General features: G+C 61.3%; 20 protein-coding genes. 12 read left to right on the forward strand and 8 right to left on the reverse strand.

Annotated elements, in window-relative coordinates:
- Positions 1-133 precede the first annotated feature (133 nt).
- Both ACF6ZU_RS27145 and ACF6ZU_RS27150 read left to right on the forward strand, forming a co-directional pair.
- A complete protein-coding gene (locus ACF6ZU_RS27145; RefSeq protein ID WP_392888685.1) occupies positions 134-1,345 on the forward strand; it encodes a M24 family metallopeptidase in 1,212 nt (403 codons plus the stop codon).
- 226 nt (positions 1,346-1,571) lie between these two features.
- On the forward strand, positions 1,572-2,912 hold the full coding sequence (locus ACF6ZU_RS27150; RefSeq protein ID WP_392888686.1) for an MFS transporter: 1,341 nt from the start codon (positions 1,572-1,574) through the stop codon (positions 2,910-2,912).
- A 105-nt stretch (positions 2,913-3,017) separates the two neighbouring features.
- Here ACF6ZU_RS27150 and ACF6ZU_RS27155 read toward each other — a convergent pair whose 3' ends face one another.
- The 3 genes from ACF6ZU_RS27155 to ACF6ZU_RS27165 form a co-directional block, all read right to left on the reverse strand.
- The gene (locus ACF6ZU_RS27155; RefSeq protein WP_392888688.1) at positions 3,018-4,034 is read right to left on the reverse strand and encodes a GlxA family transcriptional regulator; all 1,017 of its coding nucleotides are present in this window, start codon (positions 4,032-4,034) and stop codon (positions 3,018-3,020) included.
- A gap of 391 nt (positions 4,035-4,425) precedes the next feature.
- Positions 4,426-5,820: a GABA permease gene (gene gabP, locus ACF6ZU_RS27160; protein WP_392888689.1), complete on the reverse strand. Its 1,395-nt coding sequence runs from the start codon at positions 5,818-5,820 to the stop codon at positions 4,426-4,428.
- A 78-nt stretch (positions 5,821-5,898) separates the two neighbouring features.
- Positions 5,899-6,681 carry a creatininase gene (locus ACF6ZU_RS27165; protein ID WP_392888691.1) on the reverse strand — a complete coding sequence of 261 codons (783 nt, stop codon included), beginning with the start codon at positions 6,679-6,681 and terminating at the stop codon, positions 5,899-5,901.
- A gap of 396 nt (positions 6,682-7,077) precedes the next feature.
- On the opposite strand from ACF6ZU_RS27165, the gene ACF6ZU_RS27170 reads away from it, so the two are divergent.
- Genes ACF6ZU_RS27170 through ACF6ZU_RS27185 form a run of 4 tightly spaced genes read left to right on the forward strand, consistent with a single transcriptional unit; the run spans position 7,078 to position 11,071 of the window.
- Positions 7,078-8,205, forward strand: coding sequence for an extracellular solute-binding protein (locus tag ACF6ZU_RS27170; protein ID WP_392888693.1), 1,128 nt, complete (start codon positions 7,078-7,080; stop codon positions 8,203-8,205).
- 23 nt (positions 8,206-8,228) lie between these two features.
- Positions 8,229-9,149 (forward strand): ABC transporter permease, encoded by a 921-nt coding sequence (locus tag ACF6ZU_RS27175; protein WP_392888695.1) that lies wholly within the window; start codon positions 8,229-8,231, stop codon positions 9,147-9,149.
- Positions 9,146-9,943 (forward strand): ABC transporter permease, encoded by a 798-nt coding sequence (locus ACF6ZU_RS27180; RefSeq protein WP_392888697.1) that lies wholly within the window; start codon positions 9,146-9,148, stop codon positions 9,941-9,943. Before ACF6ZU_RS27175 ends, ACF6ZU_RS27180 begins: the two co-directional genes overlap by 4 nt.
- Positions 9,944-9,982: 39 nt before the next feature.
- Entirely contained in the window at positions 9,983-11,071 is a 1,089-nt protein-coding gene (locus ACF6ZU_RS27185; protein WP_392888699.1) for an ABC transporter ATP-binding protein, read from the forward strand.
- A 60-nt stretch (positions 11,072-11,131) separates the two neighbouring features.
- On the opposite strand, the gene gfa is transcribed toward ACF6ZU_RS27185, so the two are convergent.
- Together gfa and ACF6ZU_RS27195 are read right to left on the reverse strand one after the other, a co-directional pair.
- On the reverse strand, positions 11,132-11,710 hold the full coding sequence (gene gfa, locus ACF6ZU_RS27190) for an S-(hydroxymethyl)glutathione synthase (RefSeq protein WP_392888701.1): 579 nt from the start codon (positions 11,708-11,710) through the stop codon (positions 11,132-11,134).
- Positions 11,711-11,820: 110 nt separating this feature from the next.
- The gene (locus ACF6ZU_RS27195; RefSeq protein WP_392888702.1) at positions 11,821-12,861 is read right to left on the reverse strand and encodes a LacI family DNA-binding transcriptional regulator; all 1,041 of its coding nucleotides are present in this window, start codon (positions 12,859-12,861) and stop codon (positions 11,821-11,823) included.
- Positions 12,862-13,066: 205 nt separating this feature from the next.
- On the opposite strand from ACF6ZU_RS27195, the gene ACF6ZU_RS27200 reads away from it, so the two are divergent.
- From ACF6ZU_RS27200 to ACF6ZU_RS27210, 3 genes are all read left to right on the forward strand, one after another.
- Positions 13,067-15,292 carry a TonB-dependent receptor gene (locus tag ACF6ZU_RS27200; protein WP_392888704.1) on the forward strand — a complete coding sequence of 742 codons (2,226 nt, stop codon included), beginning with the start codon at positions 13,067-13,069 and terminating at the stop codon, positions 15,290-15,292.
- Between the two features lie 2 nt (positions 15,293-15,294).
- The gene (locus ACF6ZU_RS27205; protein ID WP_392888706.1) at positions 15,295-16,620 is read left to right on the forward strand and encodes an LLM class flavin-dependent oxidoreductase; all 1,326 of its coding nucleotides are present in this window, start codon (positions 15,295-15,297) and stop codon (positions 16,618-16,620) included.
- A 114-nt stretch (positions 16,621-16,734) separates the two neighbouring features.
- Entirely contained in the window at positions 16,735-17,673 is a 939-nt protein-coding gene (locus ACF6ZU_RS27210) for a sulfonate ABC transporter substrate-binding protein (protein WP_392888709.1), read from the forward strand.
- Between the two features lie 98 nt (positions 17,674-17,771).
- Here the strand turns inward: ACF6ZU_RS27210 and ACF6ZU_RS27215 are convergent, their stop codons facing one another.
- Positions 17,772-18,164, reverse strand: coding sequence for a ferredoxin family protein (locus ACF6ZU_RS27215; protein WP_392888711.1), 393 nt, complete (start codon positions 18,162-18,164; stop codon positions 17,772-17,774).
- Complete coding sequence (locus ACF6ZU_RS27220; RefSeq protein WP_392888713.1) at positions 18,161-19,771, reverse strand: FAD-dependent oxidoreductase; 1,611 nt, start codon at positions 19,769-19,771, stop codon at positions 18,161-18,163. The genes ACF6ZU_RS27215 and ACF6ZU_RS27220 overlap by 4 nt, the downstream gene beginning before the upstream one ends.
- Before the next feature lie 272 nt (positions 19,772-20,043).
- Between ACF6ZU_RS27220 and ACF6ZU_RS27225 the strand changes: the two genes are divergently transcribed.
- Positions 20,044-21,399: an LLM class flavin-dependent oxidoreductase gene (locus ACF6ZU_RS27225; protein WP_392888715.1), complete on the forward strand. Its 1,356-nt coding sequence runs from the start codon at positions 20,044-20,046 to the stop codon at positions 21,397-21,399.
- 4 nt (positions 21,400-21,403) lie between these two features.
- On the opposite strand, the gene ACF6ZU_RS27230 is transcribed toward ACF6ZU_RS27225, so the two are convergent.
- Positions 21,404-22,669 carry an MFS transporter gene (locus ACF6ZU_RS27230; protein WP_392888717.1) on the reverse strand — a complete coding sequence of 422 codons (1,266 nt, stop codon included), beginning with the start codon at positions 22,667-22,669 and terminating at the stop codon, positions 21,404-21,406.
- Between the two features lie 304 nt (positions 22,670-22,973).
- On the opposite strand from ACF6ZU_RS27230, the gene ACF6ZU_RS27235 reads away from it, so the two are divergent.
- Both ACF6ZU_RS27235 and ACF6ZU_RS27240 read left to right on the forward strand, forming a co-directional pair.
- The gene (locus ACF6ZU_RS27235; RefSeq protein WP_392893945.1) at positions 22,974-24,101 is read left to right on the forward strand and encodes an MFS transporter; all 1,128 of its coding nucleotides are present in this window, start codon (positions 22,974-22,976) and stop codon (positions 24,099-24,101) included.
- A gap of 57 nt (positions 24,102-24,158) precedes the next feature.
- On the forward strand, positions 24,159-25,259 hold the full coding sequence (locus ACF6ZU_RS27240; RefSeq protein WP_392888719.1) for a LacI family DNA-binding transcriptional regulator: 1,101 nt from the start codon (positions 24,159-24,161) through the stop codon (positions 25,257-25,259).
- Positions 25,260-25,778 lie beyond the last annotated feature (519 nt).

Below are 25,778 nucleotides of genomic sequence, written 5' to 3' on the forward strand. Positions count from 1 at the left end.
CGAAAACAGCGGATATGACCAACTACAGGTCGGATTCGCGCAAAAAAGCCCGGTTTGCATCTGTTCGAATGATCTCCAGCGGCCCGCCAGATTGGCGCCATCTGTAGCTCAAACAATGAAAAGGATAAATGACATGCAAATGCCGAAAACCATCCAGATCAAGAACGGCGAGAAAACCAGCCCGACGTTCTCCGCTCAGGAATACGCCAACCGCCAGGGCAAATTGCGCGCCTACCTGGCGCAGAACAACATCGACGCCGCCGTCTTCACCTCGTATCACAACATCAACTACTACAGCGATTTCCTGTACTGCTCCTTCGGGCGTCCGTATGCCCTCGTCGTGACCCAGGACAGCGCCGTGACCATCAGCGCCAACATCGATGGCGGTCAGCCATGGCGCCGCACCGTCGGCACTGAAAACATCGTCTACACCGACTGGCAGCGCGACAACTACTTCGTCGCGATCCAGCAGGCGTTGCCGAAGGCCGGGCGCATCGGCATCGAATTCGACCATCTGAATTTGCTCAATCGCGACAAGCTCGCCAGCCGCTATCCGCAGGCAGAGCTGGTGGACATCGGTGCACCGTGCATGCGCATGCGCATGATCAAGTCCGCCGAAGAACACGCGATCATCCGCCACGGTGCGCGGGTCGCGGACATCGGCGGCGCCGCCATCGTCGAAGCCCTGCGTGATCAGGTGCCGGAATACGAAGTGGCACTGCATGCGACCCAGGCCATGGTGCGCGAGATTGCCCGCACGTTCCCGGATGCGGAGCTGATGGACACCTGGACCTGGTTCCAGTCCGGCATCAACACCGACGGTGCGCATAACCCGGTCACGTCGCGCAAGGTCAACAAGGGCGATATCCTCAGCCTCAACTGCTTCCCGATGATCGCCGGTTACTACACCGCGCTGGAACGTACGCTGTTCCTCGACCATTGCTCCGACGAGCATCTGCGCCTGTGGGAAGTGAACGTCAAAGTGCACGAAGCGGGGCTGAAGCTGATCAAGCCGGGCATGCGCTGCTGCGACATCGCGCTGCAATTGAACGAGATCTTCCTGGAGCACGATCTGCTGCAATACCGCACCTTCGGCTACGGTCACTCCTTCGGTACGCTGAGCCACTACTACGGCCGCGAAGCCGGGCTGGAACTGCGCGAAGACATCGACACGGTGCTGGAGCCGGGGATGGTGGTCTCAATCGAACCGATGATCATGCTGCCCGAAGGCCTTCCAGGTGCCGGCGGCTATCGTGAGCACGACATCCTGATCGTCAACGAACAGGGCGGGGAAAACATCACCAAGTTCCCGTATGGCCCTGAACACAACATCATCAAGAAGTAAGACGTTGCGCCGCACAGCGAACCTGTGCGGCGTTTTACGTTGATGAGCGGCGAAAAATCTTACCGGTGGCTGAGATAAACCGGAAAAAAACAACGCATGCGCACCCCAGAGCGCGCAGCATCTACCGAGCCTTAACCCTGCCAAGTAAAACAATAGAGGGTTTTGTCATGTCCCACGTCCCGGCTTTTCATTTCGACAACCGCACCTCTCACTTCGGAGGTGCACAATGAGCACCCAAAGCGCTTCGCTGACGCCCGCCATGGAACAGCAACTTGAACAGACGGCCGAGCGCAAGGCCCTGCGCCGCGCCGCCAGTGCCAGCTTCATGGGCAACTTCGTCGAGTGGTTCGACTATGCGGCCTACGGCTATCTGGCAACTGTCATCGCCCTGACGTTTTTCCCGCAAACCGACAAGGCTTCGGCGCTGCTGGCGACCTTTGCCGTGTTCGCGCTGTCGTTTATCGTCCGCCCGCTGGGTGGACTGGTCTGGGGTCACTTCGGTGACAAATACGGGCGCCGCAGCGCGCTGTCGTGGTCGATTCTGATCATGTCGGTCTCGACCTTTTGCATCGGCATCCTGCCGACCTACAACCACATCGGCCTGTGGGCTCCCGCGCTGTTATTGCTGATTCGCCTGTTCCAGGGCTTCTCCGCTTCAGGTGAGTATGCCGGGGCATCGGCGTTTCTCGCCGAGTACGCACCCGAGGGCAAGCGCGGCTTATACACCAGCATCGTCCCGGCGAGTACAGCGGCGGGCTTGCTGTTCGGCGCGGTGTTCGTCGCCGGGCTGCACGCGTGGATGAGTGTCGAGGACCTGCACAGCTGGGGCTGGCGCTTGCCCTTTTTGCTGGCGGCGCCATTCGGCCTGGTGGGGCGCTATATCCGCATGAGCCTGCAGGACACGCCCAAGTTCCTGGAGATGGAAAAACGCCTGGAAGCGAAGGAATGCGCGACCCACGCCCCGGTTCGCGAGTTGCTGACCGTGCACCGGCGCAGCGTGATGATCGGGATCGGCGTGACCTGCCTCAACGCGGTGGCGTTTTACCTGTTGCTCAGCTACATGCCGACCTACCTGTCCACCGAAATGGGCATGAGCGAGAGTGATTCGTTCCTGGCCTCGACCGTGTCGCTGGCGACCTACATCGGCCTGATTTTCCTGATGGGTCGGTTATCGGATCGCTTCGGGCGCAAGACCATGCTGGTGATCGCTTCGGTCATGTTCCTGGCGTTGACCTTTCCGTTGTTCGGGATGCTGGAGAATCAGCCGCTGATGGTGATCCTGATGATTCAGATTGCGTTCGGCGCGATCCTGGCGATGAACGACGGCACCTTGCCGTGCTTCCTCGCCGAGATCTTCCCCACACGGGTGCGCTTCAGCGGTTTTGCCTTCAGCTTCAACATCGCCAACGCGGTGTTTGGCGGGACGGCACCGTTTATCGCGACCTGGCTGATTCAACTGACCGGCAACAAAATGGCGCCGGCCTGGTACCTGCTGGCGGCAGCGGCGGTGGCGTTGGTTGCGATGCTGGCGAGTCGGGAAACGGCGCACAAGGCGTTGCAGGATTGATAGTTCCTGGGTGTTCTTGAGTAAGCCATCGCGAGCAGGCTCGCTCCTACAGTTGACCGAGTGCGGTTCAATGTGGGAGCGAGCCTGCTCGCGATGAAGCCGACATCAATGCAAGGCCGCCACCTGCTTGCGCTCCCCAATCGGCGACACACCAAAAAACCGGCTATAGCATTTGGAAAAATGCGCCGGCGACACGAAACCGCAGGCGAGGGCGATGTCACGGACCTGCGATTCACTGCGTAGCAGCAGTTGCCGCGCCCGTGCCAGGCGCAGCTCCAGATAATACTGGCTCGGCGTGCGTTGCAGGTGCTTGTGAAACAGGCGCTCCAGTTGCCGCACCGACACCTCGTTCAACCGCGCAAGCTCCTCAAGACCCACCGGCTCCTCGAGATTGGCTTCCATGATCGCCACCATCTGGCTGAGCTTGGGTTGCGAGGTGCCGAGCTTCTGCCGCAACGGCACACGCTGTTGTTCCTGCGCCCCCCGAATCCGGTCACACAACAGCAACTCCGCCGTATGGGCGGCGATGTCCCGGCCACCCGGTTCGCGGGCGATCAATTGCAAGGTCATGTCCATCGAGGCCACGCCACCGGAGCAGGTGTAGCGGTCACGGTCCAGCTCGAACAGCTGGTTGGAAATGATGATCCCCGGAAAACGTTCCTTCAGTGCTTCGATGTCCTCCCAGTGGATCGTGCAGCGATAACCCTTGAGCAGATCGGCACGCGCCAGCAAATGGCTGCCGGTGCAGATCCCGCCCAGCGGCACCTGGTCATGGGCCAGCTTGCGCAGCCAGTTGAGCAGCGGACGGCTGCTGTGGTTGGCGACGATCGGGTTTGAACCGACGACGAACAGCATGTCGAGTTTTGGTGCATCGGTGATGCTGTGGTCGGGCAGGATGCGCATGCCATTGCTGGCCGTGACCGGCTCCAGGCTGGCAGCGATGATCACCGTGCGGAACATCGGCTTGCGCGCCGCCAGGTTGGCCATGCGCAGGGTTTCCACGGCGGAAGCGAAGCCGATGGTGGTGAAGTTGGGGATGACCAGGAAACCCACGGTTTTAACCGGCCGTAGTTCATTCGCCGAGCGTCCTGCGGCGGGTTGCGCCGCTTGGAGTTTCGCCATTGTTACCGCTCCTCGACTGCATCAGTGACGCGCTCTGCCGCAAGCGGCCGACCGGGCGACGTCATCTCGTTTTTGTGATTGTGGACCCTGAAAACAGGTTTGTGGATTTTATACCGGGCGACCTTTCAACAGGCCGTCACCACAGGTGTATGCACGCAAGATGCCATGAGTATGGACCGGCTTGAGCGGGGGTGTTTGAAGCGGGGAAGTCAGGCATAACGGGTCTGCAAAAAAAACCGGCCGGCTCCGTGGTGGCGAGCGGCCGGAAAGAGGTGATCGGTAAGGTGGTTAACCTGTAGGAGCCGGCTTGCCGGCGATAGCGTCCTTTCAGGCGATACATGTATTGACTGATACACCGCCATCGCCGGCAAGCCGGCTCCTACAGGTGGCGTTAGGCGTTTTCGGTTTGAGCTCCGTCAGCGGTTTGAACGGTCTTCTTCCGGGAGTTGAAGATTGCACCCATGCAGACGATGGAGACGGTCAGCGCACCGGTGGCGATCACTTCCATGCGGTGTTCCGGCAAGATCAGCATCACCGTGAGGATGCTCAGGATGCAGACAATCACCAGGTAGCTGAGCCACGGGAACAACCACATTTTGAAAACGATCGGCTGCCCCGACGCGTTCATCTGCTTGCGCAGCACCAGTTGCGACACCGCAATGGCCAGGTAGACCAGCAGTGCCACGGCCCCGGAGCTGGCCAGCAGGAAGGAGAACACTTCGTTTGGCGCAAAGTAATTCAGTGCCGTGGTCAGGAAACCCACCGCCGTGCTGGCGAGTACCGCGATATAGGGCACGCCGGCGGACGAGGTTTTCTGCAGAACTCGTGGGCCATCCCCGCGTTTGCTCAGGGAAAAGACCATGCGAGACGCCGTGTAGATGGCCGAGTTGAGGCAGCTGGCGACGGCGATCAGCACGACAATGTCGACGATCATTTTCGCGTGGGGAATGTTCATCAACTCCAGCGCGCGCTGGTAAGAGCCGACTTCCCTGAGCATCGGGTCATTCCAGGGCACGATGGAGATGATGAGGAACACCGAGACGATGTAGAAAATCCCCATCCGCCAGACCACGGAATTGGTCGCACGGGTGATCTGCCTGGCAGGGTTTTTCGATTCGGCAGCGGCAATGGTGACGATTTCCGTGCCCATGAAGCTGAACACGGTGGTGAGCATCGCCCCGATCACGGCGGTCATGCCATTGGGCATGAAGCCGCCGAACTCATGGCTCAGCTGAACCACGCCACTCACCGTCGTCTCCGGCAACCCTCCGGCCAGAGCCAGGGCGCCCAGGGCAATGAAGCCCAGCACCGCGATGACCTTGAGCATGGCGAACCAGAACTCGAACTCGCCGTAGCGGGCGACACTGAACAGGTTGGTCAAGGTCAGCAGGCCAGTGACTGCGATCGCGAACTCCCAGGTCTGGATGGAGGGAAACCAGGCGTGGAGGATGGCCGCCGCGGCGATGGCTTCGATCGGAATCACCAGCACCCAGAACCACCAATACAGCCAGCCAATGGTGAAACCGGCGCTGCGTCCCATCGCTCGCTCGGCGTAGGTGGAAAACGAGCCGGTATCGGGCGACGCGACGGCCATCTCGCCCAGCATGCGCATCACCAGCACCACCAGGGTGCCGGAAAAGATGTAGGCGAGGATGGCGGCGGGGCCCGCCGACGCGATGGCGTGCCCTGAACCGATGAACAGGCCGGCGCCGATGGCACCGGCAATGGACAACATGGTGACGTGACGCTGCTTGAGGCCCGGGGCCAAGGTTGAGCTGCTGGACATGAGACTTACCCTTTTTATTGTACTTGGGGAGGGTGAAGCGTTAACCGTGGGTGCTTGTTCGGCACGTCCGTTTGTTGTTCAGGCGTCCAGTGCAAAAGCCTCGCGCACCGCGGCGCTGATGCCGGTGATGCACACGTCGAGAATCAGTTCGCCTTTCTCGCGACTGGAGCCTTTGGGCGATGACAGCGTTCCGCAGGCCGGCGTGCGTTCCGGGATGATGGGGAACACGTCGTAAGGCGGGAATTTCGCGGGAGGGTGGTCGACCGCACGACTCAGATCGACCTTGTCAGGGTGCAACGCGAGCATCAGCGACGTTTCGAACACACCGCCGTGTTCGATATCCCAGCCGAGGAAGCCGTCGGGGTAGAGTTTGGCGATGACGGCGGGGTCGTTGACGAAATCCCAGTAGGACAGCACCACCACCTTGAAGTCGGTGATGCCGCCGTAGCGCAGTTCCCGCAGGGCCAGGTCGATGCCCTCGACAATGAACATCGAGTTTTCAAAGTGCCCGTTCATCAACACCAGCTTGCGGGCGCCATGGCGCGCCAGTTCGCGAATGATGTCCTGCACGGTACTGGTCAACGTGGCGCCATCGAGGCTGGTGGTGCCGGGAAAGTGGTTGCCGCCGCCGGATTTCTGCTGGGACTTGTAACCGTAGGCAAGGGCCGGCAACACCAGGCCGCTGACCTTTTGCGCCACCGCTTTGCAGATCGCCGAAGGCAGCAGGACATCGACCTCCATGCACATGTGATGACCATGTTGCTCAAGCGCGCCAACGGGCAGGAAGACCGGGCAGCCGGTCGCCACCTTCTCCGCATACTCCGGCCAGGTGAGTTCTCCAATTACGACACTGTTGTTCATCTGCACACCCTTGGAAATGGATTGATCGCTTGCTGGTTTCAAGCCGGTGAATGGAGGCGTTCGCCTAGGGCTTGCCCCTCCCGTTGGCGGGCCGGAACCGAAAAGCGTTCGTAGGGCAATTCGATCAGATGAGGAGGGCGCCGACTTGTCTAAATCCGACCCGTAATTGACAAAACAGCCTCTCATTTGGCGTTTTCGTCGGATGAATCAGCTAGGTCAATGCCGCTTTTGGGTAAGCAGGGCGATAAGTCGGATCTGACAAAGTCCAGGTCGGGCGCGCACAAAAATCGCTGAAGGCGAACTGCTGCAATGCATTCGGCGAGCCACCAACGCAGGTGGCTGGCAGTGGAAGCAGGCAGGGGACAAGGCACTTTCCATCATCCAGGCGAAACCATAATGAAAAAAACCACCGACTTTTCACGACGTACCTTCCTCAAGACCACCAGCCTTCTGGCCGGCACCGCAGTGCTCTCCGGGCTGTTGCCCTTGAGAAGCTTTGCCGCCGCGGAAAAAGAACTGGTCATCCTCGCCTGGGCCGGGCACGCCGAACCGGACATCGTTGCCGATTTCGAGCGCCAGTACGGGGTCAAGGTCCGGGCCAAGTACTACACCGGTGGCGACAACATGCTGGGGCTGATTGCGCAATCGCCGCCCGGCACCTTCGACCTGATCCTGTCCGACGCCGAGTATGTGCAGCAGCTCAATGCCGCCGAGTACATCGAGCAACTCGACCCCGCCGATTACCCCTTCGACGACTTCTACCCCGAGTTCCAGCATTTCCCCGGTCACTGGCAGGGGGACAAGCTCTATTCGGTGCTGATCCGCTTTGGTTTCCTCGGCATCGCCTACAACACCCAGCTCGTGCCCGAAGCCAAGGTGCAGAGCTATGACGTGTTCTGGGACGAGAGCCTCAAGGGCAAGGTCGGGCACTTCGATTGGCACCTGCCGAACCTCGGGCAGATCAGTTTACTCAGCGGCAATGCACGCCCCTACGACATCGATGCCGCGCACTGGCAATCGGTGCAGCAGAAACTGATGAGCTTGCGCCCGCAGATCGGCGGTTTCTTCGACTACGGCGGCACCTTCTCTTCGCTGAAGAACGGTCAGGTGCACGCCATGTGCGGCATCGGCGACTGGATCACCGGCGTCCTGCAACGGGCCGGCGCGCCGGTGAAAACCGTGCTGCCGAAGGAGGGCGGTTTGCAGTGGACGGAGTCGTATTGCATCGCGAGGAAGGCGCACAGCCCGGAACTGGCGAAGAAGTTCATCCAGTACATCACCTCGCCGGAAGGCCAGGTCAAGTCGGCGAAGATGGCCGCCTATCCGGCACTCATCCCGAACAAAAAGGGCTGGGAGCTGCTGAACCGCACGGATCCCGCCGAAGCGAAGCGCCAGGGCATGCTGCTCGGTCAGCGCAACGTCATGGACGACATCCGCGATGGTCGCATCAAGTACCGCGAGCTTCCGGTGCGGCAGAGCCTGGATGAGTGGAACGACTTCTGGTCGCAATACAAGGGTGCCTGACGAGACGCGAGGAGGTGGTCGCCATGATTTCAGACAAGTTGAAGACTTCACCGTCAGTGCTCGCCGCAACGACCGGTGCCGGCGTGCAACGCGGCATCAAGCGAAGAGGGCGCCGGCCCTGGTTTGGCCTCAGTTTTTCTATGCCGATCCTGGTCTGGCAATTGATCTTTTTCGTATTGCCGCTGGGGTTCCTGGTGGCCATCAGCTTCTGGCTGGTGCGCAATTTCCGGATGGTGCCGGCGTTCGAGTGGCAGAACTGGAGCTACATGTTCAGCCGTGGCTTCTTCTGGGACGCCTACCTGCATACCCTGGCGATGGCCGCGGGCGCCACGGTGCTGGTCAGCCTGGTGGCGTTTCCCTGCGCCTACACCATCGCGTTCAAGTTCCGCGAGTCGGCCAAACAGCTGCTGGTGTTGCTGCTGGTGACGCCGTTTTTCACCAGCTATCTGGTGCGTACCTATTCGTGGCAGGTGTTCCTCAGTGATAACGGCATCTTCAACGCCGCGCTGGGGCTGGTCGGGCTGGAACCCTTGGCCATGCTGAACACGACGTTCGGCACCTACGTTGGCTACTTCACGCTGTGCCTGCCGTTGGTGGTGCTGCTGCAACTGTTCAGCCTGATGTACATCGATCGATCGTTGATCGAGGCCGCGCACAACCTCGGCTGCGGACGGCTGCGAACGGTGTTCCTGGTGGTGGTGCCGTCGGCGCGGATCGGCATCGTCGTCGCCGCGCTGTTCTGCTTCATCCTCACCTTCGGCGACTTCGTCAGCCCGCTGTACCTGGGCGGCGGCCAGCCACCGACCTTGAGCACGCTGATCACCGACACCACCAAGTCCGGGCAGCAATGGCCACGGGCGGCGGTGATCGCGACGATGATGATTGTCACGCTGTTGATCACGGCGTTCGTCGCCGTTCGCTTTGCTTACCGGAGGCGCGCATGAACGAGCATCGGCTGATCAACTTCCTGCTGCGCGGCTTTGTCGCGCTGGTGTTCCTCTTCATCTTCCTGCCCATCGCCGGCAGCTTCGTGTTCTCGTTCAACATCGACCGCTTTCCTTCCTTGCCACTGGGCGGCTTCAGCCTCCACTGGTACGAGACGATTGCGGCCGACCCGGCGGTTTGGCAGGCCTTCCGTAACAGCCTGACGGTGGGCGTGGTGGTGTCGCTGGTTTCAACCCTGCTCGGGTTCACCGCGGCGTACACCGACTTCCGTTACCAGTTCTTCGGTAAATCGATCTACATGGCGCTCGCGCTGCTGCCGCCGACTATTCCGGTGGTGATCCTCGGGCTGGCGATGCTGGCGTTCCTCTCGCGTGTCGGGCTCTCCGGCGAGATCTACGCGGTGATGATCAGCCATATCGTGATGTGCGCGCCGTTCGCCATGGCGGTCATTCGCATGCGCCTGGCGCAGATGGACCCGAACATCGAGGCCGCGGCCTGGAACCTCGGCGCCCATCAATGGAAGGCCATGCGCTATGTGATCCTGCCGTTCACAGCACCGAGCATTTTTGCCGCGCTGTTCGTGACCATGGCGGTTTCCTTCGATGAGTTCGCCGTCGCCTGGTTCGTCTCGGGGCTCAACGAGACGGTTCCGGTGCGCATCCTCAACACCCTGCAAGGCCAGGTCAGCCCGACCATCAACGCCATCGGCACGATCGTCTTCATCACCACCATGACCCTGGTGATCCTCGCGCAGTTGCTGCTGATGCGGCGCCGCAAACCCGCAAGCGCCTGAGACCACCCTGACAATCATCCGCACACGAAGGATTCAACCATGACGCAACCGCTGGTGGTATTCGATAACGTGGTCAAGCATTTCGGCAGCTACCAGGCCGTCGAGCGCATGAACCTGGAGATCTACAAAGGCGAGTTCGTCGCGATCATGGGGTCGAGCGGGTGCGGCAAGACCACCACGCTGCGCATGCTCGCCGGGCTGGACAAGCCCAGTGAGGGTGAAATCCGTCTCAACGGTGAACGCATCAACGATCTCTATTCCTGGCAACGGGAAACGCCGCTGGTCTGGCAGAACCTCGCACTGTTCCCGTTTCTCAACGTGCTGGAAAACGTCGAGTTCGGCCTGCGCATGCGCGGGATGGCCAAGGCTGAACGGCGCAAGAAGGCGCTTGAATGGCTGGATCGGCTGGGCCTGGCGGAATTCGCCACACGCGACATCAGCCTGCTTTCCGGTGGCCAGCGCCAGCGGGTGGCGCTGGCCCGTTCACTGGTCACCGAGCCGCCGATCCTGTTGCTCGACGAACCACTGAGCGCCCTCGATGCGCACCTGAGCGTGCGCATGCAAGGCGTGCTGACCAGCCTGCAAAAGGACTTGGGGATCACCTTCGTCTACGTCACCCACAGCCAATCCGAAGCATTTGCCATGGCCGACCGCGTGGTGATCATGAGTCGCGGCCGGGTCGAACAGATCGGCTCGCCCCAGGAGGTGTTCCTCGAACCGCACAACCGCTTCGTCGCCGAGTTCGTGGGCGGCAAGAACATCCTCTGCGGGACGGTCGTTGGTGTCGACGATAGAGGCAGCGTGCGCATCGATTCGGAGCACGGCGGATTCCTCGCACGGCTGCCGACGGGTAAAACGGTCTCGCCAGGCGAGCGGGTGACGTTCTGCGTCAGCGCCGAGCATATCGAGCTGACCGCGCAGCCTGTGCGTCGCAACCGGTTGAGCTGCACCGTGGTGGGAGAAGAGTTCATCGGCTCGATGGTCAACCTCTACCTCGAAGCCAGCAACGGGCTGGAACTGCAGGTGCAGAAACTCCACGCCGAGTACAAGCAGTTGGGCGTGCAGGGCGGGCAGTCGATCTTCGCCGAGTGGGACGCTGCGCATGCGCTGATTTTGCGTGGGGATTGACGGTCGCTTTCCTGTAGAGGGAAGCCGCGGCCCGGTGAAGGCGCCGCGGCGGCCGATCGATCAGGCGGCTGGGAGCAAACCTTTCTGTTTGGCGACATGCGCCGCCATTGCGTCCATCAGGTCTGGCGACAGGCAGTCATAGGGTTCAAGACCGATTTCGCGCAGGCGCTCGCGGATGGCTTTCATCTGCGCGGGCGGCGTGCCGGTTTCGATGATGGAGGAGACGAACGCCGCGAAGCCCGGCGCGCACCATCCCTGTTGTGGGGAAAGCTCGGTGTGGACGAAGTCCAGGCCATAAAACGCGTGGTCCTTGTTCTCGATGCGCCCGAAGAGATGGACGTGGCATTGCTTGCAGGCGTGGCGCTGGATGGCGGCTTTTTCGTCGACAACGGCCAGTTTTTCGCCGTGGACAATCACGCTGACCTTGTCCCGTGGGACCACGGCGATCACGGCGAATAGCGCGTTTTTCGGCTTCCAGCATTTGCTGCAGCCACACGCGTGGTTATGCAGGGTTTGTGCGTCGATCCGCACCTCGACCCTGTCGGTCGCGCACAGGCATTGCAGGGTGCCACCGCTGAAATTGGCGGCGGCGGGTTGGATTCCGTTGTCCAGGGCAGGATGAAGTTTGAGGGTGCTCACGTTAACTTCTCCGTTTCAGGGGTGAATGAAAGAGGGCGCCGATTCACGCTCGCCATCTATCCAATCCTAGACCATCGTCGCGCCCCTCAAGCCTTCAGGCGCCGGAAGCTTCAAGCACTTTCACGACCGATCAGCCGGCACTCCAGCAAGTTCAAACGCTGCACCTCATCTTCCACCGGCAACACGCCCAGGCTTTGCAGGACCCGGGTCGCCGCCAGCACGCCAATTTCCAGGGCCGGTGGTTTGATGGTGCTCAGGCTCGGCAGCAGCATCTCGGCGAACGGGTAGTCACCAAAGCCGATGACGGCGCAGTCTTCAGGGATTTTTAGCCCGGCGCGCTGGCCCGCCAGCAAGCCGCCGGCGGCGAGGTTGTCGTTGGCGAAGATGATGGCGTCCGGGGGAGGCGAGGCGCTCATCAGGGCCTGCATCGCCTGTTTCCCGGCTTCAAACGGTGCCCGGTCGGCATCCGGTGCAAACACCCAGGGATCCAGGCCCAGTTCACGCACACACGCGGCATAACCGTCGCGCCGCTCCAGCGCGCTGAAGTCACCGACAGCGCTGTTCTGCACGAACGCGATGCGGCGATAGCCCTTGCCATGCAGGTAGCGCGCGGCTGTCACGCCGACCTCATAGTGCGAAAAACCAATCTGAATCGGCTCGCGGTCGGGCTGATAGTCCCAGGTCTCGATCACCGGGATATCCGCTTCCGCGATCATCTTCTCGGTGGCCGCGCTGTGGAAGTGACTGGTCAGCACCAGTGCCGCCGGCGACCAGCCGAGAAACGCGCGCACTGCACTTTCTTCCTGATCGGCGCTGAAGTAACTCGACGCCAGCAGCAGTTGGTAGCCGTGGCGACTGAGCGTGTCGCTGAAACCCTGAATGGTGTTGGCGAAGATCGGCCCGGAAATGTTCGGGATCACCATGCCGACGATTTTGCCCCGGGCCGACGCCAGTCCACCCGCCACCAGGTTGGGCACATAACCGAGTTCCGCAACGACCGCCGCGATGCGTTCACGGCGTTCCGGGGATACCTGGTCTGGCTGATTGAAATAACGGGACACCGTAATCGCCGAAACACCGGCCTGTCGGGCCACGGTATTGAGCGTCACGCGACCGGCGCCGCGGCGTTTTCGAGGTTTTTCTTCGTTCAACGGGCAATCCTTCGTTAAAACAAAATTGCATATAAGAGTAATTTTTCAGTATTTGACGATCTATGTGACGCTTGCGGATACTGGTGATGTTAGCGCTAACAAAGCGCGTTGTCTGCTACTCGCTCGAGCGAATGCCCAAGACACATTCACGGCGCTGTCGTCGCAGAACGGCAGCGGTTCAGGGCACACATTCGAGCGGTCAGACATGCACAATTTTCCTGGGGCAACAAAGAAGCTGGCGCAATCGATTCGCGCTGCAAGCTGGCTCTTCACCGGCCTGGCCGCGTTACCGCTGCCCAACGCATTCGCCGCTGACAGCGGCGAGCAAGACCTTACCCTGCAAGCCGTCACGGTCACCGCCACCCGCCGCGAAGAGTCGCTGCAGAAGGTCCCGGTGGCGGTGTCGGTAATCGACGGCGAACAGCTGGAGCGCGACAACCGCAATGGCGTGGCGAGCATTGTCCAGCAAGTGCCGTCGCTGAATTTCCGCACCGGCGCGTCGAACAAGGACACCTCGTTGTTCGTGCGGGGCGTGGGCACCATTTCCACCTCGCCGGGCGTCGAACCGACCGTGGCGACGGTGATCGACGGCGTGGTGTATGCGCGTCCCGGCCAGGCCACGCTGGACTTGCTGGACCTGGAACGCGTCGAAGTTCTGCGCGGCCCGCAAGGCACGCTGTTCGGCAAGAACGCTTCGGCCGGTGTGCTCAATATCACCAGCAGGGCGCCGACTGCCGAGACCCACGGCTACATCGATCAGTCGTACTACAGCGGCAACGAAAGCCGTACCCGATTCGGCCTCGGCGGCAGCCTGATACCGGACACGCTGAAAGGCTCGATCACCACGCTGTTCGGCAGCTACGACGGCAACGTGGACAACGAGCACAACGGGCAGGAAGTCAACGGCTACAACCACAAGGGCGCGCGGGGCAAGCTGGAGTTCACGCCCAACGATGATTTCAAGTTCACCGTCATTGCCGACTACATGCAATCCCACGACGACGCGCCCAACGGGGTGGTCAGCCAGGCGCTGACGCCGGCCTTCGCCAATGCGCTGAGCCCGGTGCGGGCGTCCAGCGATAACCGCAAGATCAACACCGACACGCGGTCCCACGTCGAGGACATCAACAAGGGCCTGTCCGGTCAGCTCGACTGGTATCTGGGCGATTACACCCTGACGTCGATCACCGCGTGGCGCGGCTGGGACAACACCCAATATCAGGACGGTGACCGGCTCGGCAGCATTACCGCCGCGTTCCCCGGCACGGCGGACAAAGGCGACCTGGCTTTCGACCAATACTCGCAAGAGCTGCGCCTGGCCTCGCCCAAGGGCCAGTTTTTCGAGTATGTCGGCGGGCTGTTCTACATGCATGGCAAGGACGAAGAAACCTATCAGCGCACGCTTACTACGCCGACCAGCGTCAACCGCGGGATTGCCGATTACAGCACCACCAACGACAGCTACGCGGTGTTCGGCGAAAGCACGCTGAATTTCACTTCGGACTTTCGTGGTATCGCCGGCCTGCGCTGGACCCACGACGATCTGGAATACGATCACCGCCGGGTGTCGACCTCGGCGACCACCGTCAGTGGCATCCAGCCGGCGACCAGCAGCTCCGGTTCGGTGGACGAAGACGGCTGGTCGGGGCGCCTAGGTGTGCAATACGACCTCAGCGATACCGTCACAACGTACCTGACGTATTCGCGCGGCTACAAAGGCCCGGCCTACAACGTGTTCTTCAACATGCAGCCGCGCGACACCGACGCGCTGAAGCCGGAAACCTCCAACACCTGGGAGTTGGGTATCAAGGCCTCGTCCTGGAACAATCGCCTGACCACCAACCTCGCCGTGTTCCACAGTGAGTACGACAACTATCAGGCCAACTTTTTCGACACCGTTGCCGGGCAAGTGGTGACGCGCCTGATCAACGCCGGCAGTGTCAGCACCGAAGGCGTGGAGCTCGATTACGCTTTGCAGGCCACCCAGCAACTGAAGTTCTCCGGTGCCCTGGCGTACACCCGCGCACGCATCGATGAGTTCGCCTGCCCGGCGGGCGCGGCGGCGTCGTGCAACGTCGACGGCAAACCGCTGCCGTACACCCCGGACTGGAAAAGCTATGTGCGCGCCGACTACAGCATCCCGCTGGAAAACGGCCTCGATATCGAACTGGGCACCGACTACAGCTGGCAGAGCGAAGTGCAGTACGACATCGCCCAGAACCCCGACACCAAACAGGGTGCCTACGGCCTGTGGAACGCCAGTATCGCGCTGGCCGACTACAGCAATGGCTGGCGTGTGGCGCTGCTGGGCAAGAACCTCGCGGACAAATCCTATTCACCGTTGCTGGCCAGCGGCGGCAACTACATCTACCGCGCTGTGCCACGGGATGACGAGCGCTACTTCGGCGTGCAGCTGCGCAAGGATTTCTGAGCATGACCCGACAACTGAAACTCGGCGCGTTCCTCATGGCCACCGGGCACCACGTCGCCGCGTGGCGCCATCCCGACGTGCCGGCCAACGCCGGGCTGGATTTCAGCCACTACAAACGCCTGGCGCAGATTGCCGAGGCCGCGAAGTTTGACGCCTTGTTCGTCGCGGACACGGTGGCCGCGCCGAGTGACGAGATCGCCAGCCACACGGCACGCTCGGATTACTTCGAGCCACTGACCCTGCTGTCGGCCCTTAGCGCGGTGACCGAGCACATCGGCCTGATCGCCACGGCCACCACCAGTTACAACGAGCCGTACCACGTGGCGCGAAAATTCGCGTCGCTGGATCACCTGTCCGGTGGGCGAGCAGGGTGGAACCTGGTGACGTCGGACAATGCCGCCGAAACCCTGAATTTCGGCCGGGATGAACACATCGGACACGCCGAGCGTTACAGCCGCGCGCGGGAGTTTTACCAGGTGGTCACGGGGCTGTGGGACAGCTGGGAGGACGACGCGTTTGTTCGCGACAAGGCCAGCGGCGTCTATTACGACCCGGCCAGGCTGCATGTGTTGAATCACGTCGGTGAGCATTTCCGGGTCAAAGGGCCGCTGAATATCGCGCGCTCGCCGCAGGGGCAGCCTGTGATTGTGCAGGCAGGGTCTTCAGAGACCGGCCGTGAGCTGGCGGCGCAAACCGCCGAGGTGGTGTTCACGGCGCAGACATCCCTGGCGAACGCGCGGGCGTTTTATGCCGATCTCAAAGGGCGCCTCGCTCAGCATAGACGCAGTGCCGATTCGCTGAAAATCATGCCGGGCGTTTTTGTGGTGGTCGGGTCGACCGAAAGTGAAGCGCGGGACAAATACGAGTCCTTTCAGCGTCTGGTCGAGCCAGAGGTGGGCGTCGCTTTGCTTGGCCGCATGCTGGGCAACTTTGACCTGTCGTCGTATCCGCTGGATGGGCCGTTGCCGGACTTGCCGCTCACTGAAAGCGGTCAGCAGAGTCGGCAGAAACTGCTGACGGAACTGGCGGGCCGGGAAAACCTCAGCCTCGCCGAGCTGGGCAGGAAAATTGCCGGGGGCCGGGGGCATTACAGTCTGGTGGGTACGGCGGTGCAGATTGCCGACCGGTTGCAGGAGTGGTTCGAGCAAGGTGCGGCGGACGGTTTTAATGTGCTGGTGCCGCACCTGCCCGGGGGGCTGGAAGATTTCGCCAATGAGGTGGTGCCTGAGTTGCAGCGGCGTGGATTGTTCAGGACCGAATACGAAGGCCGGACGTTGCGTGAAAACCTCGGACTGACCAGACCCTCCAACAGATTCACACCTATGTAGGAGCCAGCTTGCTGGCGATGGCGGTGTGTCAATCACTGAGTCGGCGCCTGACAAATCGCCATCGCCGGCAAGCCGGCTCCTACAGTTGAACGTATTTTATTCAGGGAGATAGCGATGAGATTGCAGAAGGTTTTTTTAGCGGGGTTGGCGTTGTTCAGTCTGGCCGGTTCGGTGATGGCAGCAGACCCCGCCACATTGCGAATCGGCTATCAGAAAGGCTCGATCACCTTGTTGCTGGCCAAGGAACACAGGCTGCTGGAAAAACGCTTTCCCCGCACGGCCGTGCAGTGGATCGAGTTTCCTGCCGGGCCGCAGATGCTGGAAGCGATGAACGTCAACGCACTGGACATTGGTTCCACCGGTGATATTCCGCCGCTGTTCGCGCAAGCGGCGGGGGCCGACCTGGTCTACATCGGCACCGAACCGCCCAAGCCACAAGCGGAAACGATACTGGTCCGCGCTGACAGTCCGTTGAAGGGCATTGCCGACCTTAAAGGCAAAAAGGTCGCCTTCCAGAGAGGCTCCAGCTCACACAACCTGATTCTGCGGGCGTTGAACAAGGCCGGTTTGAACTACAGGGATATCCAGCCGATGAACCTGCCACCGGCAAATGCGCGTGCCGCGTTCGAGCAGGGCAGTGTCGATGCCTGGGCGATTTGGGAGCCTTATTCCTCACTGGCCCTGAGTCAGGGCAATGTGCGCGTGCTGGCCAATGGCGAAGGCTTGAACCTGTCAGGCCCGGTGTACACCGCACGACGGGCTTATGCGCAAGACAACGGCGCATTTGTCCATGCGCTGCTCGATGAGCTCACGGCCGCCGAAGGGCTGACGCGCAGCCAACGGCAAGACAGTCTGAACGTGGTGAAAAAGTACATGGGCCTGCCGGACGAGGTGATTGCCAGCTACTTCGATAACCGGCCGCCATCGCCAATATTGCCCGTTGACGAAAGCATCATCCGGGCGCAGCAGACGACGGCGGACCTGTTTTATCAAAACCAGCTGCTGCCCAAGGCAATCGATGTGCGTGAAGCGGTGTGGAAAGAAGCAGATTGAGTCCATCAATCAGCATCAATGGTGCCTGATCCACCGCAATCCTGTAGGAGTCGGCTTGCTGGCGATCACGGTCCATCATTGAACATTGATGGCGCCTGTCACACCGCGATCGCCGGCAAGCCGGCTCCTACAGGTTTGGTGGTCTGCGCGGCACTGCGCGCCAGGGCAAAAATCCCGTCCATGCGCCAGTGCTGATTATTGTATTTCGGGTCGGTCGCCCACTCGTCCCAGCCTGAATCACGGCGGTACTGTCCGAGCAGGCCAGCGTTCCGCACCACGTCCGGATCAGGCTGACGAACCTGGTCGCAGTCGGGGTCGACGTACAGCGCATCGCTCGCACAATACAGTTCGCACATGAAACACGTCTGGCAGGCTTGCTGGTCGATGATCTGTGGTTTGGCCGCGGAATCCAGGCGCAGTACGTTGGTGGGGCAGACCTCGACACACTGGCCGCAGCCGCTGCACAGGTCCTGGTAAATCAACTCGATCATTGGGCGTGGCCTTGTGGCTGCGGGAGAGAAGTGGACACCGGGTCGTGGCGGGTCCAGGGCTGGTCGACGCCGGCGATGCGCAGGTGGGCGTCGAACAGCGGATTCTGTTCAGGGGTGTCGCTGCGCTGGTGCATGCCGCGACTTTCCTTGCGTTGTTCGGCTGCGCTGTAGCACCACCGGGCCGTGGCGGCCATGGCGGCGACTTCCCTGGCCCTGAGCGGGTTTTGCGGATCGACCGACAAGCCTTGGCGCACCTCGTCCCAGACGGTGTCCAGCACTTGCAGGGAACGGCCGAGCTGATGACCGGAGCGGAACAGGTTTTTCTCCAGCGGGTGGACTTCCGCCTGGATTCGCCGTATCAGCTCGTTCGGCTGTGGCGCCGTGAGCGCAGGGCTAGACCACAAACCCGCACCCGCAAATCCTTGCAGCACTTCGCTACGTGCAGGTTTGCCGAGAGCCAGCCTCGCGGCACCGCGTCCCGCGTACTGGCCGGAAGACAAGGCCCATGCCGAGTTCTGCGCGCCACCTCCAGAAGTCGCACCGGCAATCAGCTCACGGCTGGCGGCGTCGCCGGCAGCGAATACACCGGGCACCGTGGTCTGGCAATCATCATCAATGACCCGCAGGCCGCCGACGCCGCGAATGGTGCCTTCGGGGTGCAAGGTTACGGCGAACCGGTCGCGCCAGGGATCGATGCCACGTCGGTCGAACGGCAGCATGAGGTTCGGTTGGATCGTGGGTAACTGCGCGCGAATGTTCGCCGGCACCCGATTGAGCCGGCAATACACCGGACCGTCGAGCAACGCCCTGGCGAGGGCATCGGTGAAGTCGGGGCCGGTTGAAAGGTTCAGGGGCCGGTCGGCGGCATCGAAGTAGTCGCCGAAGCTGTAGACCATCGAACGGGTCATGCTGCTGCCCGCTGCGGCGATGCAGTAATAACTGGAGAACTCCATGCCGGACAACTCGGCGCCTGCTTCAGCCGCCATCAAGTAACCGTCGCCGGTATTGGTGTGGCTACCGAGCAATCGCGAAAGAAAGGCACAACCGCCGCTCGCCAGCACCACGGCACCCGCCCGGATCTGCCAGTCGCCACCCGCTTGCCGGCGCCAGCCTCGGGCACCGGCGACCTCGCCCTGATCATTGCGCAGCAGTTCCAGTGCCGGGCTGTGATCGAGAATGGTCACACCGCTGTCCTGCACCAGTCGCCGCATGCCGCGCAGGTATTCCGGCCCGCGCAGCCCGCGATACTGGGTCACGCCGTGTTCGTTCTGCGGGAAATCGTAGTAGCCGGCGAGGGTTGGCAGGCTGGTCCAGGTGGTGTCGATGATGCGTGCCATCCAGCGCGGATCGGCCAGGGCATGGGCCGTGGCGAGACGTTTGTCGATGGCCGCCTCACGCACACCGGGCAAGGGCGGTACCCACCAATGACCCGGTCCGGCGGTGGCCGTCACGCCGCTGGTGCCGCAATAGCCTTTGTCGACCAGAACCACCCGCGCGCCTTCACGGGCAGCGGCGACAGCGGCCCATGTACCGGCCAGGCCGCCACCGATGACCAACACGTCGGTGGCAAGATCGAGGGTCGTTCGGGAGGCAAGGGGGATGGTCATGAAAGGGCAGGTTCCTGGCGGTTCTGGATGGGGTGGTTTACCTCCGCCTGGAGAAAAGGGGTCGGCCTGTATCAAAGCTATCCCCATAAAAATCCGCTGTGAAATTCTCTTTGGTTATAAGTTTGTTATGAAAATAGCTGATACATAAATCTATTGAATATTACGTAAATGCATTATTAGGTTAGATCAATAAAGCATTTCACAGGTGTATTCCCAACGCATAAGGTCGACCTTCACAAGGCAGTAGTGCCGCAATCTCCGGGGGATTTCACATGACCACTTCACCACGACAACTCAAGTTCGGTGCCATTCTCACCGGCGTCGGCACCGCTCAGAATGAATGGCTGCACCCGCAAATTCCGGGCGATGCGAGCATCAATATCGACTGGTATCGGCAGCAGGCCCAGGCCGCCGAAGCCGCGAAGTTCGACTTGATCTTCATCGTCGACAGCCCGTACATCACGCCGGATTCGGCGCCGCATTACCTCAATCGCCTGGAACCCCTGACGTTGCTGTCGGCCGTGGCCGGCGCGACGTCGAAGATTGGCCTGGTCGCCACGCTGACGACGTCCTACACCGAACCGTTCAACGTGGCTCGCCAGTTCGCTTCGCTGGACCTGATCAGCGGCGGCCGGGCGGGCTGGAACGTGGTCACCACTGGCCTGGAAGGTGCCGCCGGGAATTTCGGGCGTGAGCAGCACATCGACCACACCGAGCGCTATCGCCGGGCCAGCGAACACCTGCAAGTGGTGCAGGGATTGTGGGATTCCTACGAAGACGATGCCTTTGTGCGCGACAAGCAGAGCCGGGTGTTCCTCGACCCGCAGCGTCAGCACCGGCTTGATCACCAGGGCGAATTCTTTTCGGTCACCGGGCCGCTGAACATTGCCCGTTCACCCCAAGGCCAACCGGTGATCTTCCAGGCCGGGATTTCAGAATCCGGGCGCAACCTGGCGGCCAGCTTTGCCGAAGGCATCTTCGCCGGCGTGGACAATTTCGAGGATGCCCGCGCCTATTATCAGGACATCAAGCAACGCGCCGCCGCAGCCGGACGCAACCCCGATCACATCACCATCCTGCCGGGCATCTCGCCGATCATTGCCGATACCGACGAGCAGGCCCAGGCCATCGACCGCGAACGCAATGGCGAGCTGGACCTGCGCAAGGCGTTGGTACATCTGGGTCGTCCGTTCAACTACCACGACTTCACGCAATACCCCCTCGACGAACCTTTCCCGGAGCTGGGCGACCTAGGCAGCAATGGCTATCGCGGCCATGCCGAGCACATCAAGCAAGTTGCCCGCGACCAAGGGCTGACCCTGCGCCAGGCCGCCTTGCGTTTCGCCGCACCGTTTTCGAATTTTGTCGGTTCACCGAAAACCGTCGCCGACGAGATCGAGCGCTGGTTCGTCGAAGGGGCCGTCGATGGGTTCAATATCCGTGTCGGCGCGCCGGACGAGTTTGCCCGGTTCACCGACGAAGTCTTGCCATTGCTGCGAGAGCGCGGCTTGTTTCGCAGCGAATACAGCCACAACACCTTGCGCGGTCACCTGGGCTTGCCGGTGCCGGTCAATCGCCACAGCGCCGCCCGCGCGGAGCAAGGGACGGCCTTGGCGGAGAGTGCATAACTCGTCAGGCGTTCTTCACGGAAGCCTTCACACGGGTGACAGGCTTCTTCGGCGCGCGCATCAGCAGCGGGCCGAATGTCGCGAGCAGCGCGAGCATGATCAGCGGGAAAAACATCAGCGAGCTCAACCCGAAGTTGCTGACGATCACGGTGATAGCGGCCGGGCCGACGAGCATCCCGGAAAAACCGATGCAGTTGACGATGCCGATGTTGCGACCGGCATGCTTGGGATCCCGGCGTCCAGCGGCGGAGATCATCAGCGGCGCGATGCACGACAGCCCGAGACCAAACAGCGCGAAGCCGATAATGCCCGTTACAGCGGTGCCACCGATAATGGTGATGAGCATGCCGAGGACACACACTGCGCCGCATCCGAACACGACCTGGGCATTGCCGAAGGTCGCCGCCAGTCGGTCACCGAACAGGCGCCCGATGAAGGCTGCACCGACGAAGATCGACACCGCCATGCCGGCCGTCGAGGTGCTCGTGGCGAACTGGCGGCGGATGTATTCCTGGCCCCAGTCCGCGATAGCGTTTTCGCCCATCATGCTGCCCAGCAGCAGGACACCGAGGGCAATCATGACCAGCAGCGTTTTTGTCGAGGGCCCCTTGCCCGACTCATCAATGGTCTGGGCGCCGGCCTGCCAGTCGCTGGATGAAGGCGCGGGGACATCCTGTTTGCCCAGCAGCCACCGGCTGAAAAAACAGCCTACGACAAACAGCACCAGGCCGAGCACGGTGTAGGGTACGAGGACGCTGTCGGTATAGAAACCGGTCAGCCAGCTGCACACCATCCCCAGCAGAAAGCCGCCCAGTGAATAAAACGCGTGGAAGCCAGACATGATCGAGCGTTGGTAGAAGCGTTCGACTTGCACGCCGTGTGCATTCAACGCGGTGTCCAGCGCGCCTCTCAGCAACCCGAGGACCACGCCGAAGCACAGGGCGAACCAGAAGCCGCTGACGAAACCCAGCGGAATGATCGACAGGGGATAGGCGAGGGCGCACACCGTGATGACCGGCTTCGCGCCGAACGAGTCGAGCAGGCGACCGACGCACAGCGCGCCTGTCGCGGAGCCCACGCCGACACCGAGGGCGATCAGGCCGAAACTGGCGTCTCCCAGTTCGCCGGTAAAGCCCAGTTGCACCCGAAAGACGCTCACGCCCGTCGACCAGATGTACATCATGGCGCCGATCATCATGAAGCCGAGGAACGTCGCGATACGTGCCTTGCGAATGCGGGCGGGGATCTGTGTTTTTTGAAGGTTGGTCATCACGCTGCAGGGTCCCTTTTGTTTTTGTTGGGTATTGATGCAAGTGCGGAATTACGGTTTTGAGTTATACGTATAACTCCATAAACTAGCATCGGCAGTGGATCCGCTGTCAACTCTTTTTCCGTATTCACGGATGAGTGACGTCAGCGTCGGATTGACACCTTCATTCAATGGACGAATCTCGGGGTTAAACAGATCGATTGGCCTAACGGATTGTTTTAGGTTATACGTATAACTTTCATCGTCCGAGCCTGAGGTTGCCGTGTCGTCTCAAGAATTGCTGTTGCCCTGCGCCACGCCTGATATGGCGGCTTATCGGCTGACGTTTCTGATGTCAGGCCTGTGCATGGGTGCATGGGCGCCCCTGGTTCCTTATGCGCGGAGCCGGGCAGGGGTCGACGACGGTGCGTTGGGCCTGCTTTTGCTGTGCCTTGGCCTCGGTTCGCTGGTGATGATGCCGCTTGCCGGGATCCTGAACGCGCGCAAGGGGTGTCGCTTCACGATGCACGTCGGCATCGCGCTGGTGTTGCTGACTTTACCTTTGCTGGCGACCACCCATTCATTCGCCGGCCTGATGTTCGCCCTGACCGTTTTCGGTGCCGGTTGCGGCGCTGTCGATGTCACGATGAACGTCCAGGGGGTGATGGTCGAGCGTGCCACCGGCCGATCGCTCATGTCCGGTTTTCATGGCTTGTTCAGCCTCGGCACGATTGTGAGTGCCGCGGGCATTACCGCATTGTTGTGGCTCGGTGCCACGCCGTTGCTGGCCAGCAGTGCGGTGATGGCGGCACTGCTCGCTTTCGTCGTGAGCTACGGACGGCAGATGCTGGGGCGAAGTGGTGATGAAGGCAGCCCGATCTTTGTCCGGCCAACGCGAAAAGTCCTGTGGCTTGGTTTGCTTTGCCTGTTCGCCTTTCTCGCGGAAGGCGCGATTCTGGACTGGAGCGCGGTGTTTCTGACGGAGGCAAGAGGCGTTCAACATTCGATTGCCGGCCTTGGCTACGCGGCGTTCGCGGTGATGATGGCCCTGGGACGATTGAGCGGTGACCGGATTCTGCTGAAGCTGGGGTCTCGCACGGTGCTCATGGGTGGCGGGCTTATCGTCATCGCGGGATTCCTGCTGGTGGTGCTGGTGGCCGACTGGCTGCTGAACCTGTTGGGTTTTGCCGTCATCGGCATCGGCCTGGCGAACATTGCGCCGGTCTACCTGTCGCTGGCAGGCGCCCAGCAGACGATGCCGGGCGAGCTGGCGATTGCCGCCGCAACCAGTCTCGGTTACCTCGGCATCCTGATGGGCCCGGCGGTGATCGGCTTTGTCGCCCACGCGACCAACCTGTCTGCGGCGTTGCTCGCCGTCGCCTCATTGATGATCGCGGTCATCGTCAGTGCCACTCGACTGGTTCCGAAGGCTTCTCGTCAACGGTTACACTGAGTGCATGTTTATTTCACAGACCTCCCTTGGAGGTTTAAAAAGATCGGGAAGCAAGCGATGGCATCCGTTTCAATGAAAGATGTAGCACTGGCGGCGGGGGTGTCTCAGCCTGCGGTGTCCTACGCTTACAATCGCCCCTCCAAACTGTCGCAAGCCCAGCGCGAGCACATCCTCGAGGTGGCCGCGACATTGGGCTATCCAGGCCCCAATGTGCTGGGGCGAAGCCTTCGCTCGGGCAAAATCGGCGCGATCGGGCTGATGATGATGGACAAATTGTCCCTGGCGTTCGCCGATCCCTGCACCATCGCCTTGTTGCGCGGGATCAGTGAAGTGGGCGAACTGGAGAACGTCGCACTGACGTTGTTCCCGCTCAATAACAATCGACTGGTCGGGCGTGCCCAGGCTGCAAGTCACGGCAGCCTTGCTCTGCGCGGGCTGGTGGATGGACTGATTATCTCGACCCTGCCGGATGATCACCCGGCGGTGTTGGCCGTGGTGAAGCAGAACATCCCCTTTGTGGTGATCGATTCGCCCCTGGTTGAAGACTCATTCTTTGTCGGGATCGACGACCGGGGCGCCGCCCGCACGCAGATGCAGCACCTGCTGGACCTGGGGCACCGCAAGATCGGCATCATCATTGATCGGCTCAACCCCGACGGTTATCGCGGGCCGATCGATCAGCAGCGTTTCAAAAGCGCCAGTGAGCGCATCGTCAGGGAACGGTTGACCGGCTACGTGGAAGCGGCTGGCGCGGCTGGCCTGGCGTTCGAGGACCTGAGCATCATCGAGGCTGGCGGGCTGGATTCCACCTCCGGGCAGGCGGCAGCCTTTACGTTGCTGACGTCCAACGATGTCACGGCCGTGGTGGCCTGTTCGGATGTCATGGCGATCGCTTGCATGAAAACTGCCCACGCGCTTAATCGCAATGTCCCGCAGGCGTTGTCCGTGATTGGCTTTGACGACATACCCGAGGCCGTTCAACTCGGCTTGACCACCATCGGCCAGCCCATGGTGGAGAAGGGCGTCTACGCTGCGCGACTGTTGACCGAGCAATTGAACGCACCGGCCGACACCCGTCTGGAACCCGAGCAGAAAATTTTCGCCACGAAACTCATCGTGCGCACCTCGACGCAAAAGCTGCCGCCCGCCGACGTTTGAGAAGCAGACACAAAGGCACCGGATTCGACATGACCTATTGCAGGAGCCAGCTTGCTGGCGATGGTCGTTAACGTCTGATTCACCGCGGCGCACTTGAGTCCATCGCCAGCAAGCCGGCTCCTACAGGTTCGGTGTTTCCCGGGGTTGCGTGTAAAACCTCGGGGTTCTGCCGGTTGACGAAGAACCATTGTAGGAGCCAGCTTGCTGGCGATGGTCGTTAACGTCTGATTCACCGCGGCGCACTTGAGTCCATCGCCAGCAAGCCGGCTCCTACAGGTTCGGTGTTTCCTGGGGTTGCGTGTACAACCGCAGGGTTCTGCCGCTTGGCGCAGAACCATTGTAGGAGCCAGCTTGCTGGCGATGGTCGTTAACGATAACGCGGGCAAACTGACTCACCGCGGCGCACTTGAGTCCATCGCCGGCAAGCCGGCTCCTACAGGTTCGGTGTTTCCTGGGGTTGCGTGTACAACCGCAGGGTTCTGCCGCTTGGCGCAGAACCATTGTAGGAGCCAGCTTGCT

The organism is Pseudomonas migulae, from assembly GCF_043225285.1.
Lineage (GTDB): Bacteria > Pseudomonadota > Gammaproteobacteria > Pseudomonadales > Pseudomonadaceae > Aquipseudomonas > Aquipseudomonas migulae_C.